Source organism: Streptomyces sp. NPDC093261 (genome assembly GCF_044753645.1).
In the GTDB taxonomy this organism is placed as follows: Bacteria; Actinomycetota; Actinomycetes; order Streptomycetales; family Streptomycetaceae; genus Streptomyces.
Genome location: NZ_JBIVNO010000016.1, coordinates 12539 through 26711 on the forward strand (window position 1 = coordinate 12539; position 14173 = coordinate 26711).

The following is a 14173-nucleotide window of genomic DNA, read 5'->3' on the forward strand; positions in this document are numbered from 1 at the left end:
CGAAGGGCCCTTCCCGTTGTCGTCTCTTTCGGCCACCGATTTTCAGACGGTGGCCAGTTTTCGGGACACCAGCTCGTCGATCCGGCCGATCGTGCGGAAATTGTCGAACTGCAGATCCTCACCGGTGATGGAAACGCCGAACTCCTGCTCGACGAAAAGCACCAACTGCATCACGAACATCGATCGCACAAGGCCGCGCTCGAAGATGTCCTCGTCGTCGCCGACGCTCGACTCCGAGATGTTGTCGAGAATGAACTCGCGAATGGCTTCCCTGTTGCCGGCGCTGTCGGCCATGGTGCCCCGTCCTCCCGTTCAGCCGCGGTTCGCGGTCTGGTAGCTGAAGAATCCCTGTCCGCTCTTGCGGCCGTGCAGGCCGGCGTCCACCAGCCTGGTGAGCAGCGGGCAGGGGCGGTACTTGCTGTCCTTGAACTCGTCGTACAGCACCTCGATGGAGAGCAGCACGGTGTCGAGGCCGATCAGGTCGGCGGTCTCCAGCGGCCCCATCGTGTGGCCGAAACATTCCACGAACAGCCGGTCCGTGTCGGCGGCCGACGCGACGCCCTCGTGCACCAGGTAGGCGGCCTCGTTGACGGTCAGCATCATGACGCGGTTGGTCACGAACCCGGGGCTGTCGTTCACCACGATGCTCTTCTTGCCCAGGGAGGACAGGAAGTCGCGCGCGGTGTCGACCGTGGATGCGGAGGTGTGGAAGGCCTGGATCACCTCAACCGTAGGCTTCAGCGGCACCGGGTTCATGAAATGCATGCCGATCACGTTCTCGGGCCGGCCCGTCAGGCCGCCCAGCCGCGTGATGGAGATGGCCGAGGTGTTGACCGCGATGACGACGTCCGGGCGGCAGATCTTGCCGAGCCGCTCGTAAATCGGCTGCTTCACCGACCAGCGTTCCGTGGCGTTCTCGACGACCAGATCCGCCTCGGCCAGGTCCTCGATCTCCGTCGTGAAGACGGTCTGGTCGGCCAACTGCTCATAAGTGATCGCCGATTCGGGGTCCAGCATCGCGTACAGCCGCACGTCGTCCCGGAGTTGGGTGCGGGTGCGCTCCAGGACTTCATCGGTGCGGTCGACCAGGATCACCCGGTAGCCGGCCTGGCGGAGCGCGACGGTGACACCCCGCCCCATCACCCCGGCCCCGATCACACCGACGGTACGAACGTTCACCATCACTGTTCCCCTGTCTCCCCGCAGTGGAGTGTCGTCCTGGCGGCTCCGGTCGCGAGCTGCCGGTCGGGCAAGAAATCGGTGTTTAACAAATGGCGAATGAAGCGCTCCGCCGACTGCGCAACGGCGCTTCCCCCCCCCGGGCTATTTCGGCCAAGTATCACCGACCGGAGCAGGACGGTACCGACGCCGAACCGACAACACCAGTACCGCGCCGACCGCCGGGCAGCCTACCCGTTGAACAGCATGCCCCCAAGCGATCAACAGAACAAGATCCCGTGGAGGACGGTAACCCGTGGAGGGGCCGGTCATCCAGGCGGCACGACGAGGAAGCGCCAGTGGGGCGACTGTGGATCATTAGTTGGCGAAGGCCCTTGCGCAGAAGGCACCTTGGATGCCTAGTCTGGCGTCGACTCCGCTTCACACGGCACAGCCGTTCCTGTCCAAATCGTCCTGTGGCCCGAGCAATTGATACTGCCCGGCCGCCGGACTTCCATACCATTCGTCCAACAGCCTTTGATTGCTGATTGCACCGGGGGAGCCAGGCGATGAGCGACGCGCGCGACAGGCGGGGGCCGGGCACTGGGAAGCCGTCCAGTGCGTGGCTCGGAGCCATTGCCGCCATCCCCGACAGCACGGTGCACGAGCTGTTCGAGCGGGTGGTACGCGGCGAGCCGGCCGGTCCCGCGGGCGCCGGCGGCCCCGGTGGCGCCGAAGCCCTCGCGGTCGTCCACGGGGAACGGCGCACCACCTACGGCGAACTCGACGAGATGGCCGAACGCGTCGCCGCCGGGCTGCGCGACCTCGGGGCCGGCATCGGCGAACCCGTCGCCGTGTGCCTGGAACGCGGCCCCGGACTGTTCGCCGCGATGCTGGGCATCCTCAAGGCCGGCGCCGCCTACGTCCCCCTGGACGCCGCGGACCCGGACGAGCGCGTACGGGACATCGTGGATCAGGCGGGCATCCGCATCGCCGTCACCGACGGTTCCCGCACCTTCCCGGCGGACACGCTCCGCGTCCTGGTCCCGGACGAGCGGGGAGCCGCCGCCGGGGACGGCCCGCGACCGGACGGTGCCGGGAGGAACGCTGCCGGGCGGCGCGGCGGACCCGAGACGCCCGCCTACGTCATCTTCACCTCCGGGTCGACGGGACGCCCCAAGGGGGTCGCGATGACCCACCGCTCCCTGGTCAACATGCTGACCTGGCACGACCGCAGCCGCCCCGGCAGCTGCCGGTCGAGGACCGCGCAGGTGTGCGCGGTCAGCTTCGACTTCTCCTTCCACGAGATCTTCTCCACGCTCTGCTTCGGCGGCACGCTCGTCCTCGCCGACGAGGAGGTGCGCCGCAACTCCTACGCGCTGGCCGGCTTCCTCGCCGAGCAGCGCGTCGAACGGCTCTTCGCGCCGGTCACCGTGCTGACCCAGCTCGCCGAGGCCGCTCTGGACGCCCCCGCGCCCCCGGCGCTGCGCGAGGTGATCACCACCGGGGAGCGGTTGCGCGTCACCCCCGCGATCAGAGAGCTGTTCGGCCGCACCAAAGCCCTGCTGCACAACCACTACGGCGCGACGGAGTTCCAGGACGCCACGGCCTGCACTCTCACCGGCGACCCCGCCGCGTGGCCGTCGACGGCGCCCATCGGGCTGCCCCTCGACAACGTCCGGGTGTACGTCCTCGACGCCGAGCTGCGGCCCGTGCCCGACGGCACCGAGGGCGAACTGTGCGTCGCCGGCGCGGGCGTGGCGGCCGGCTACCTGGGACGGCCGGACCTGACGGCCGGGCGGTTCGTGGCCGACCCGTTCGGCGACGGCACGCTCTACCGCACCGGTGACCTCGCCCGCGCCCTGCCCGACGGCACCGTCGAACACCTCGGTCGCATGGACGACCAGGTCAAGATCCGGGGCATCCGCATCGAGCCCGGTGAGGTGGAGGCGGCCCTCGCCGCCCACCCCGACGTCGCCGAGGCCGTCGTCCTCGCCCATGACGTGCACGGCCACCGGCGGCTCGTCGCCCATCTGGTGCTGCGGCCCGGGGCGGCCCGCGACGGCGCGGCCCGCCGGCTGCGCGCCCACCTCGCGGACCGGCTGCCGGGACCCATGGTGCCCGACGCCTATGACGTGCTGGACGCGATGCCGCTGACCTCCAGCGGCAAGACGGACCGCCGCCGGCTCACCCCGCCCGCCGTGTTGGAGCGGCTCTCCGACACCACCCCGGTGCGGGCCGACACGGACACCGAACGCCTTGTGGCCGAGGTGTGGCAGGAGGTCCTCGGGCTGGACACCGTCGGCGTCCACGACACCTTCTTCGACATCGGCGGCACCTCGCTGCACCTGGTCACGGTCCAGCGCCGGCTGTCCGAACTGCTGGACCGGACGCTCCCGGTGGTCGATCTGTTCCGCCACCCCACCGTACGGGCGCTCGCCGCGTACCTCGACGACGCCACGGCCCCCACCACCGAGCGCCGACGCCCCCGTCGCGCGGCCGCGGACGCGGCCGACATCGCGATCATCGGCATGGCGGGCCGCTTCCCCGGCGCCGGGGACACGGAGACCTTCTGGGAGAACCTGCGCGACGGCATCGAGTCCGTCACCCGGTTCGGCGCGGACGAACTGGACCAGGGCGACCGGCGGCTGCTCGACCATCCCGACCATGTGCCGGCCGGCGCGGTGCTGCCGGACATCGACCTGTTCGACGCGGCGTTCTTCGACATCACAGCCAAGGACGCCGCCACCATCGACCCCCAGCAGCGCGTCTTCCTCGAGTGCGCGTGGGAGGCCTTCGAGAACGCCGGATACGCGCCGGGCGAGGAGCACGGGCCGGTCGGCGTGTTCGCCGGGTCCGGCATGAGCACGTATCTGGTGAACAACCTCGGCCCGCACTTCGGGTACCCGCACGGCGGCCCGTTCATCGAGGCCGACATGATCCAGTTCCAGCTGAAGCTCGGCAACGACCGCAACTACCTGCCCACCCGGGCCTCGTACAAGCTGGGCCTGCGCGGCCCGAGCGTGAATGTGCAGACCGCCTGCTCCACCTCCCTGGTCGCCGTGCACCTCGCCTGCCGCAGCCTCAGGTCCGGCGAGAGTGACATGGCGCTGGCCGGCGGCGTGTCGATCGTCGTACCGCAGAAGGGCGGCTACCTCCACGAGGAGGGCATGATCCGCTCGCGGGACGGGCACTGCCGGGCCTTCGACGCCCGGGCGGAGGGCACGCTCTTCGGCAACGGCTGCGGCCTCGTGGTCCTCAAGCGGCTCGATGACGCCCTCGCCGACGGCGACCGGATCGTCGCGGTCATCAAGGGCTCCGCGGTCAACAACGACGGCGCGGACAAGGTCGGTTTCACCGCGCCGAGCGTCGAGCGGCAGGCCGAGGTCGTCAAGGACGCCCTCGCCGACGCCCGCGTCGACTCCGCGACCGTCGGCTATGTCGAGGCGCACGGCACGGGCACCGCGATGGGCGACCCCATCGAGGTCGCCGCGCTGACCGAGGCGTTCCGGTCGAGCACCGAGCGGCCCACCGTCGCCGGTTCGTGTGCCATCGGATCGGTGAAGACCAACATCGGGCATCTGGACGAGGCGGCCGGCATCGCCGGGCTGATCAAGGCCGCACTCGCCCTGGAGCACCGCACCCTGCCACCCAGCCTGCACTTCACCGAACCCAACCCGCGCATCGACTTCGCGTCCGGACCCTTCCACGTCAACACGACCGCCACCGCCTGGCCGGAGGGGGAGACCCCGCGCCGGGCCGGTGTCAGCTCCTTCGGCATGGGCGGCACCAACTGCCATGTCGTGCTGGAGGAGGGCCCCGCGGCCGCGCCCGGCGCGCGGCCCGCGCCCGAGGCCCCGCAACTGCTCACCCTCAGCGCACGCACTCCCGAGGCGCTGCGGGAGCTGGCGGACCGCTACACACGGCACCTCAAGGAACGGCCCGGCCTCCCGCTCGCCGACGTGTGCTTCACCGCGGCGACCGGCCGCCGCTCGTTCGAGCACCGGCTCGCGGTCGTCGCCGCGACCGCCGAGGAGGCCGCCGACGCCCTGGGCGCCGAGGCCGGACCCGGCCGGGCGGCCGTCGCGCCCGGCGGCCGGACCGCGTTCGTGTTCAGCGGCCAGGGATCCCAGTACGCGGGCATGGGACGCGAGTTGTACGACACCCAGCCCGTCTTCCGCGCGGCCCTCGACCGCTGTGCCGGGCTGCTGGCCGGGCGGCTGCCCCGGCCGCTGCCTCAGGTGCTCTTCCCCGCCGAGGGCGAGGACTCTCCGGTCGACTCCACCGAGTACGCCCAACCCGCCCTCTTCGCCTTCGAGTTCGCCCTCGCGGAGCTGTGGGAGTCCTGGGGCGTACGGCCCGACGTCGTCATCGGCCACAGCCTGGGCGAGTATGTCGCGGCCTGCCGCGCCGGGGTGTTCTCCCTTCAGGACGCGCTGACCCTGGTCACCGAGCGCGGCCGGCTGATGGGCGCGCTGCCCGGCGGCGGCGGCATGGTGTCCGTGGCCGCGCCCGAGGACGAGGTGGACCGGCTCATCGCCCCCTACCGGGACACGGTCTCCATCGCGGCGGTCAACGGGGCCCGCTCCACCGTCGTGTCCGGGGACGGGCGCACCGTCGCGGACATCGTCGCCGCCCTGGACGAACGCGGCGTCCGCCACAGCGAACTGACGGTCTCCCACGCCTTCCACTCACCGCTGATGCGGCCCATGCTGGAGCGGTTCGCCGAGGTCGCCGCGTCCGTCCGGTACGCGCCGCCCCGCATCCCGGTCGTCTCCAACGTGACCGGCGAGCCGGCCGGCGAGGAACTGGCGCGCGCCGAGTACTGGGTGGAGCACATCATGCGGCCCGTGCGGTTCGCCGACGGCGCGGCGGCCATGGCGGCGTCCGGCGCCGACGTCTTCGTGGAGATCTCGCCCCGCCCCACGCTGCTGCCGTTCGTGAGCGAGCAGGTCGCCGACCGGTTCCCCGCCCTGCTGGTGCCGAGCCTGGGCCGGGGCGGCGAACAGCGCCGGCTCCTGGCGGCGGCCGGCGCCCTGTGGGAGGCCGGACGTCCCGTCGACCTGCGGCGGCTCTACGAACCCGGGCGGCACCGGCGCGTCGCCCTGCCCACCTACCCGTGGCAGCGGCGGCGGCACTGGATCGACGCCCCGGCCGGAGCCGTCTTTCCGCCCGCCGCGCGGGCCGAGGGCGCACCGCTGATCGGGCGGCGGCTGGACCTGGCCGACAGCGACGACATCCGCTTCGCGTCCGTGGTGGGCGTACGGGATCTGCGCTGGCTGGGGGGCCACCGGGTGTTCCAGACCGTGGTGATGCCCGGTGTCGCCTATCTGGCGACGGCGTTCGCGGCCGGACAGGAGGCCTTCGGCACCGAGGCCGTCGAGCTGCGGGACTTCTTCATCCACCGGGCCATGACCTTCCCCGACGAGCACGTCGACCGGGACATGCAGATCGTCCTGAAGCCGGAGGGCGGCCAGACCGGGGACGCGTACGCGCTGCGCATCCACTCCCGGCCCGCCGGGGCGGCCGGCACCGATCCATGGACCACCCATATCTCGGGACGGCTCACGCCGGGGCCCGCGCGGACGCAGACCGGCCCGGCCGAACCCCTGGCGGACCTCAGGGCCCGCTTCACCGCGGAGGTCCCGGTCGAGGAGATCTACCAGGGCGAGCGGGAACGCGAGATCGACCTCGGACCGCTGTTCTGGGCCACCGAGCACCTGTGGCGCGAGAACGCCGCCTGCCTTTCCCGGATCGCCCTGCCGAGCGAGCTGACCGACGAGGCGCCGCTGCACCGGATCCACCCGGTGCTGCTCGAAGCGTGCTTCCTGGCGCTGACGGTCACCTACCCGGAGAAATACGGGCGCCGCACCTATGTTCCGGTCGGCGTGGAGCGCATGCTGTTCCACGAGCGGGTGGGCACCTCGGCGTGGTGCCACGCCCGGCTGCGGCCCGCGGACAGCGACGACCCCGAGACCCTGCACGGCGACGTGGACCTGTACGACGACGAGGGCCGGGTCGTCCTCACCATGGAGGGCGTCCTGCTCAAGCGGGCCGAGCGGCAGGCCATGCTGGGCCGCCCCGGGGCCGCCTGGCGCGACTGGCTCTACCGGACCTCGTGGACACCGGAGCCGGCCGCCGCACCGGCACCCGGGGGCCGCGGCGGGCACTGGCTCGTCCTGTCGCAGGGGCCGCTCGCCCCGGCGCTGACCGAGGCGGCCCGGACCCACGCTGCCACGGTCCGCACCCTCGACCCCTCCGGCGCCACCGGCCCCGAGGACGTGGCGCGCCTGCTGGACCGTGCGCTCGGTGATCCGGACGGACGCTGCGACCTGGTCGTGGCCGCCTGGCCCGCCGAACAGCCCGGGACCGCCGCGGACGACGCCCCCGGGCCCGCGGCCCCCGTGGACGACGGCACCGGGCCCGCGGCCCCCGTCCACGCGGACGCGGCGCTCGGGCACGGCGTGCGGCTGCTGCACCTCGTCCAGGCCCTGGCCGGGCGGGGCGAGAGCACACCCCGGCTGTGCGTCGTGACCCGGGGCGCGCAGGCCGTGGCGGGCCACGAGGTGACCGACCCGGCCCAGGCGGCCCTGTGGGGCCTCGGCCGGGTGGTCGGGCTCGAGCAGAGCGATCTACGGCCGGTGCAGATCGACCTGGACCCGGCGCGGCCCCTCGTCGCGCAGGCCGCCGCGCTCGCCGCCGAACTGGCCCTGGCCGCCGGGGGATCGGACGAGGACCAGATCGGTCACCGCGACGGAATCCGGCATCTGGCCCGGCTCGCCCGGACGACCCTCGCGACCGCCGAGAGCCCGGCCGTCTCCCCGGACGCCACCTATCTGGTCACCGGCGGGCTCGGCGGCCTCGGCCTCGAGACCGCGCGGCTGCTGCACGAGCGGGGCGCGCGTCATCTGGTGCTGGCCGGGCGCGGCGCACCCGGTCCGGCCGCGAACGAGGCGATCGACGAGCTGCGGGCCGCGGGCACCCGCGTGGACACCGCCGCCGTCGACGTCGGTGACGAGGCCGCGCTGAGGGAGTGTCTGCGGCGGATCGCCGACGATCCCCAACTGCCCCCGCTGCGCGGGGTGCTGCACCTCGCGGGCGTCCTGGACGACGGAGTCCTCGGCGAGCAGACCGCCGAACGCTTCGCCCGGGTGCACGGGCCGAAGGCGCAGGGTGCCTGGCTGCTGCACCGGCTGACCCGGGACCTGCCGCTGGACTTCTTCGTACTGTTCTCGTCGGTGTCCTCCGCGCTGGGCGCACCCGGTCAGGCCAACTACGCCGCCGCCAACGCCTATGCGGACGGCCTCGCCTCCTACCGCCGGGGCCTCGGGCTGCCGGCCCTGGCCGTGCAGTGGGGCTCCTGGGCCGGGGCGGGCATGAGCGCCCGGCTGGGCCTCGACGAGAAGCTGGAGCGCATGGGCGAGGGCGTCATCCCGCTCCGCCAGGGTGTGGACGCGCTGGGCGCGCTGCTCGGGGCCCGGCCCGCGGGCGGTGCGGTCGCCGTCCTGCCCATCGACTGGCCCCGGTTCCTGGAGCACCAGATCGGTCCCGTCCCGTTCCTGTCCGGGTTCCGGCCGCGGCCCGCGACGGGTGCCGCCGCCCCCGATGCGTCCGCCCCGTTCCGGGACCGGCTGGCGGCCGAGCACCCGGGGCGGCGCCACCGGCTGCTCGCCGACACGGTGTGGGAGCAGGTGGTGCACGCCCTGGGCTCGGACACCGGACTGGAGCCGGACGTGGGCCTGTTCTCGCTCGGCCTGGACTCGCTGGGCTCCATCGAACTGCGCAACCGGTTGCAGACCGTGCTGGGCTGCCGCCTGAGCCAGACCGTCGTCTTCGACTACCCGACGCTGTCGTCGCTGACCGGGCACCTCGGCGAGGTCCTGGGCCTCGACGACGACGCGGACGAGGGCGGCGACGACACCGCGAGCGGGGCCGAGGAGCCGGGGGACACCGGCGGCCCGGGGGCCGACGACGTGGCGGAACTGCTGGCCAAGAAGCTGGGGATCGGGAAGTTCGACCATGCGTGAGAAGAACGACCGCTACGAGGCCCTGCTGAAGGGGGCCCTGACCCGGATCGAGGAACTGGAGCAGGAGGTCGCCCGGACCCGCTCCGGCGCGGCGGGTCGGGAGCCGGTCGCCATCGTGGGCATGGGGTGCCGCTTCCCGGGCGCCGAGGGCCCCGAGGCGTACTGGCGGCTGCTGGCCGAGGGCCGCGACGCGATCACCGAGGTGCCCGCCGACCGCTGGGACGTGGACGCCTACTACGACCCCGACCCGGACGCCCCCGGCCGGATGTCCACCCGGCACGGCGGCTTCCTGGACGACCTCACCGGCTTCGACGCCGCGCTGTTCGGCATCTCCGCCCGCGAGGCGGCCGGCGTCGACCCCCAGCAGCGGCTGCTGATGGAGGTGTCGTGGGAGGCGTTCGAGGACGCGGGCATGCCGGTGAAGAGCCTGCCCGCCCGCACCGGGGTCTTCGTCGGCATCAGCAACGTCGACTACCGCGAGGCGATGGTGGCCCGGGGCGCCGACACCCTGGACGGCTACTTCAGCTCCGGCAGCACCACCAGCACGGCCAGCGGACGGCTGTCGTACTTCCTCGGCCTGACCGGCCCCTCGCTCTCCGTCGACACCGCCTGCTCGTCCTCCCTGGTCTCGGTGCACCTGGCCGTGATGAACCTGCGCGACGGAGCCTGCGACATGGCGCTCGCCGGAGGCGTCAACCTGATCGTCACCCCGCATGAGACGATCAGCCTCTCCAAGGCGCGCATGATGGCCCCGGACGGCCGCTGCAAGCCCTTCGACGCCGCCGCCGACGGGTACGTACGCGCCGAGGGCTGCGGAATGATCGTCCTCAAGCGGCTCACCGACGCCCGCCGGGACGGCGACCGCGTCCTCGCCGTCATCCGGGGCAGCGCCACCAACCAGGACGGGCACCGCAGCGGACTGACGGTGCCGCACGGCCCGTCGCAGCAGGACGTCATCCGGCAGGCGCTGCGGGACGCGGGCGCCGAGCCGCACGAGATCGGCTACGTCGAGGCGCACGGCACCGGCACGGCGCTCGGCGACCCCATCGAGGCCGCCGCGCTCGGAGCGGTCTTCGCCGGCCGGCCCCGGCCCCTCGCGGTCGGCTCGGTCAAGTCGAACATGGGGCACCTGGAGGCGGCAGCCGGTATCGCGGGCGTCATCAAGGCGGTCCTCGCGCTGCGCGCCGGGGTCATCCCGCCCACGCTGCACCTCCACACCCCGAGCCCGCTGATCGACTGGGACGAGCTGCCCCTGAAGGTGCCCACCGCCCTCGAGCCCTGGCGCGAGGACCGCCGCCTGGCCGGGGTCAGCTCGTTCGGCTTCAGCGGCACCAACTGCCATCTGGTCCTGGAGGGCCCGGCCGCCGCCGGAGCGACCGGCACGGGGCCGTCCGAGGCAACCCCCACGGCGCCGCCCGCCGACGGGGCCGTGCACGTCCTCACCGTCTCGGGCGCGACCCCGGCGGCGCTCGACGAGGCGGGCGCGCGCATGGCCGCGTTCGTGGCCGACGGAGCGGGCGGGGCGTCCCTCGCCGACGTCTGCCTCACCGCCGCCACCGGGCGCAGCCACCTCGAACACCGCCGGGCGGTCGTCGCCGGCTCCGCCGACGAGCTGGCCCGAGGGCTCACCGACGGCGGCCCGGGCACCTTCGAGGGGCAGGTCCGGGGCGCGCGCTCGGTCCCCGAGGTCGCCTTCCTGTTCACCGGCCAGGGCTCCCAGTACCCGGACATGGGACGGGAGCTGTACGAGAGGCAGCCGGTGTTCCGCCGGGCCCTCGACGAGTGCGCGGACATCCTGGACCCGATCCTGGGCCGCCCGCTCACCACCCTGCTGTACCCGGATCCGGCCGACGCGGAGGCGGCCGCCGAGGAGCTGCGGAAGACGCGCTTCACCCAACCGGCGCTGTTCGCGGTGGAGTACGCCCTGGCCAGGCTCTGGCGGTCGTGGGGGATCGAGCCCGTGGCCGTGCTCGGGCACAGCGTCGGCGAGTACACCGCCGCCTGTGTCGCCGGGGTGTTCTCCCTCGCCGACGGTCTGCGCCTGGTGGCCGAACGCGCCCGGCTGATGCAGCAGCTCCCGGCCGGCGGCGTGATGGTCGCGCTGCGCGCCCGGCCCGAACAGGTCGAGGACGTCGTACGACGCTACCCGCTGGTGTCCGTCGCCGCCGTCAACGGCCCCGAGGACGTGGTTGTCTCGGGCGACGGCGGGCAGGTGCGCGAGGCGGTCGCCGAACTGGCCGGGCACGGCGAATCCGGGCGTGATCTGCGCGTCTCGCACGCCTTCCACTCGCCGCTCATGGAGCCCGTCACCGCGCCCCTGACCGAAGCGGCCCGCTCCGTCCGCTTCAGCGCGCCCCGTATCCCCGTGATCTCCAACGTCACCGGCGCGCCCGTAGGCGCGGAGGAGCTGTGCGACCCCGGCTACTGGGCGAGGCACACCCTGGCCCCGGTCCGTTTCGCGGACGGCGTGCGCGCCCTGTACGCCTCGGGTGCCCGCGCCTTCGTGGAGATCGGGCCCAGGCCCGTGCTGCTCGGACTGGGCCGTGGCTGCCTCCCCGAGGCCGACGCGCTCTGGCTGCCCAGCCTGCGCCCCGGCCGTGACGGGACCGAACTCCTCACAAGCCTCGCCGCACTCCACGTCCGGGGCGTTCCCGTCGACTGGGCGTCCTTCCACCGGGACCGGCGCCCGGCAGGGCGCCGTGTCGCCCTCCCGACCTACCCGTTCCAGCACGAACGCCACTGGTTCACCGAGGAACCGCCGGCCGCACCGGCCCGGTCCACCGCCCTCAGCACCGCCGCGGAGTGGGCGGGGTGGTTGGTGGGTGTGGAGTGGTCGGAGGTGGGTGGGGAGGGTGTGGGTCCTGGGTTGTCGGGGCGGTGGTGTGTGGTCGATGCGTCCGGGGCCTATGGGTCCGGTGCGTCCGCTGGCTCTGGTGCCTCTGGTGCCTCTGGTGGATTGGGTGGGTCCGGTGGGGTGGATCTGGGGCCGGGTGTGACGTTGGTGGGGGAGGTGTCGGGGGCGGAGCATGTGGTGTTCGTTGCCTCTGGCGTCGGTGACGTTTCGTCAGTGGGCGGGGCGGACGCTTCGGATGCGTCGCGTGGGTTGGCGTTGTCGGTGGGGTTGCTGGGGTTGGTGCAGCGGCTGTCGGCGTGTGCGGTGCCTCCGCGGTTGTATGTGGTGACGTCTTTGGGTCAGGTGGTGCGGGGGCTGGAGCGGCCTGATCCGGCGCAGGGTGCGTTGTGGGGTCTGGTGCGGACGGTGAATGCCGAGCATCCGGAGCTGCGGTGTGTGGTGGTGGACGGTGACGGGGCGACGCCGTTGGAGCGGCTGTTGCGGACCGGGCTGTCGTACAGCGCGGTCCGGGACGGGAGGCGTCTGCGTCCGGAGCTGACCCCGGCCCCCGACCCCACCCCCGACCCCGCCCCCGAATCCACTGCCGACTCCGCTCCCGACCGCCCCTCCGACCCCGAACGGACCACCTCCGCCGCACGGTTGTCGTCGGGGGCGGGCTATCTGGTCACGGGTGGTCTGGGTGGTCTGGGGTTGGCTGTGGCGCGCCGGTTGGTGGTGGAGGGTGCGGGTCATGTGGTGTTGGCGGGTCGGGGGGCGGGTGAGCCGTCGGCTGGGGTGAGGGAAGCGGTTTCGGAGATGGAGGCGTTGGGGGCGCGGGTGCATCTGGTGGCGGCTGATGTGTCGGTGCCGGGTGAGGTGGAGCGTTTGGTGGATCGGGTGTGTGCGGTGGCTCCGTTGCGGGGTGTGGTGCATGCGGCGGGTGTGGTGGACGACGGGGTGTTGGGGGCGCAGTCGGGGGAGCGGTTCGGTCGGGTGTTCGGGCCGAAGGCGGGGGGTGCGGGGGAGCTGGACCGGGTGGTCCGGGCCAGGAAGCTGCCGCTGGACTTCTTCGTCGCCTTCTCGTCCGTCGCCGCCCTCGTCCCCACCCTGGGGACGGGCGGATACGCGGCCGCCAACGCCTTCCTCGACGCGCTGATGGCCCGCCGTCGTGCCGACGGCCTGCCCGGCCTCTCGATCAACTGGGGCCCCTGGGCCGAGGTCGGCATGGCCGCCCGGGACTCCGCCGACCACGAGAAGACCGGACTGCGGCCGATCCCGGCCGACAGCGGCGCCCACATCGCGGTCCGGCTGGCCCGAGCCGCCCCGGCCACCGCGGGTGTCGCCGTCGTACCGGCGGACTGGGCCGCCTTCCGCGCCACGCTCGGCGACACCCTGCCGGACGGGTATCTGGACCGGCTCGCCGGTCCGGCCACCGCGTCCGCGGCCACCGCGGCCACCGCGGCCGGTGCCGGGCGCACGGGCGCGGCGGGCCATGCCGCGGACCGGACGCCGTCACTGCGCTCCGAGCTGGCCGCCGCCCGCGATCCCCACGCCCTCCTGGCGGAACGGGTCGAGCTGATGCTGCGCCAGGTGCTGGGTTCCCGCGGGCCGGTCGGCCGGCATCAGGGCTTCGCCTCCCTCGGCATGGACTCGCTCATGGCCGTGGAGTTCCGGGCGCTGCTGTCGGACGCCCTCAAGCTGAAGCTGCCCGCCACCCTGGCCTTCACCCACCCGAACCTCGACGACCTCGTGCCCTTCCTGGCACGGCAACTCGCCCTCCCGTCCGCCGAACCAGCCGAGGACCCGGCCGGCGAGGCGGAGCAGGAGGGCTCCCGCGGCACGGTTCCCGCCGACACGTCGGCGAGCGAGCTGATGGCGCGCATCTCGGAGAAGTACCGCACACACCGGCGCGCCTGACCCGGCGGGCCGGCCGCGAGAGCACCGGACCGGGTTCTCCCGCAGCGCAGCGACACGTACCGAGAAAGGGACAGGTACCGAGACAGTGACGAGCCTCACCGCCACCGTGCGCCGCCCCACCCCTCCCGCAGACACCCCGCCGGGCCGCTGATGGCCAGGCAGAGCGACACCGCTGCCGACCGCGCGCCGACCCGTTCGCGCTCCGCCCGCACCGATCCCACGGCGCCGGCCGACGCAC

General features: G+C 73.3%; 4 protein-coding genes. 2 read left to right on the forward strand and 2 right to left on the reverse strand.

Annotated features, from left to right (window positions below):
- Positions 1-42: 42 nt before the first annotated feature.
- Both ACIP94_RS28030 and ACIP94_RS28035 read right to left on the reverse strand, forming a co-directional pair.
- Entirely contained in the window at positions 43-294 is a 252-nt protein-coding gene (locus tag ACIP94_RS28030; RefSeq protein ID WP_402431413.1) for an acyl carrier protein, read from the reverse strand.
- 18 nt (positions 295-312) lie between these two features.
- The gene (locus ACIP94_RS28035; RefSeq protein ID WP_402431416.1) at positions 313-1182 is read right to left on the reverse strand and encodes a 3-hydroxyacyl-CoA dehydrogenase family protein; all 870 of its coding nucleotides are present in this window, start codon (positions 1180-1182) and stop codon (positions 313-315) included.
- A gap of 545 nt (positions 1183-1727) precedes the next feature.
- Between ACIP94_RS28035 and ACIP94_RS28040 the strand changes: the two genes are divergently transcribed.
- Complete coding sequence (locus ACIP94_RS28040; RefSeq protein WP_402431419.1) at positions 1728-9185, forward strand: amino acid adenylation domain-containing protein; 7458 nt, start codon at positions 1728-1730, stop codon at positions 9183-9185.
- Positions 9178-13935, forward strand: coding sequence for a type I polyketide synthase (locus ACIP94_RS28045; RefSeq protein ID WP_402431422.1), 4758 nt, complete (start codon positions 9178-9180; stop codon positions 13933-13935). The genes ACIP94_RS28040 and ACIP94_RS28045 overlap by 8 nt, the downstream gene beginning before the upstream one ends.
- Positions 13936-14173 lie beyond the last annotated feature (238 nt).

Excerpts from the sequence above, each read along its gene's own strand:
- ACIP94_RS28030 (WP_402431413.1), bottom strand. The coding sequence starts at position 294 with ATGGCCGACAGCGCCGGCAACAGGGAAGCCATTCGCGAGTTCATTCTC.
- ACIP94_RS28035 (WP_402431416.1), bottom strand. The coding sequence starts at position 1,182 with ATGGTGAACGTTCGTACCGTCGGTGTGATCGGGGCCGGGGTGATGGGG.
- ACIP94_RS28045 (WP_402431422.1), top strand. The coding sequence starts at position 9,178 with ATGCGTGAGAAGAACGACCGCTACGAGGCCCTGCTGAAGGGGGCCCTG.
- ACIP94_RS28040 (WP_402431419.1), top strand. The coding sequence starts at position 1,728 with ATGAGCGACGCGCGCGACAGGCGGGGGCCGGGCACTGGGAAGCCGTCC.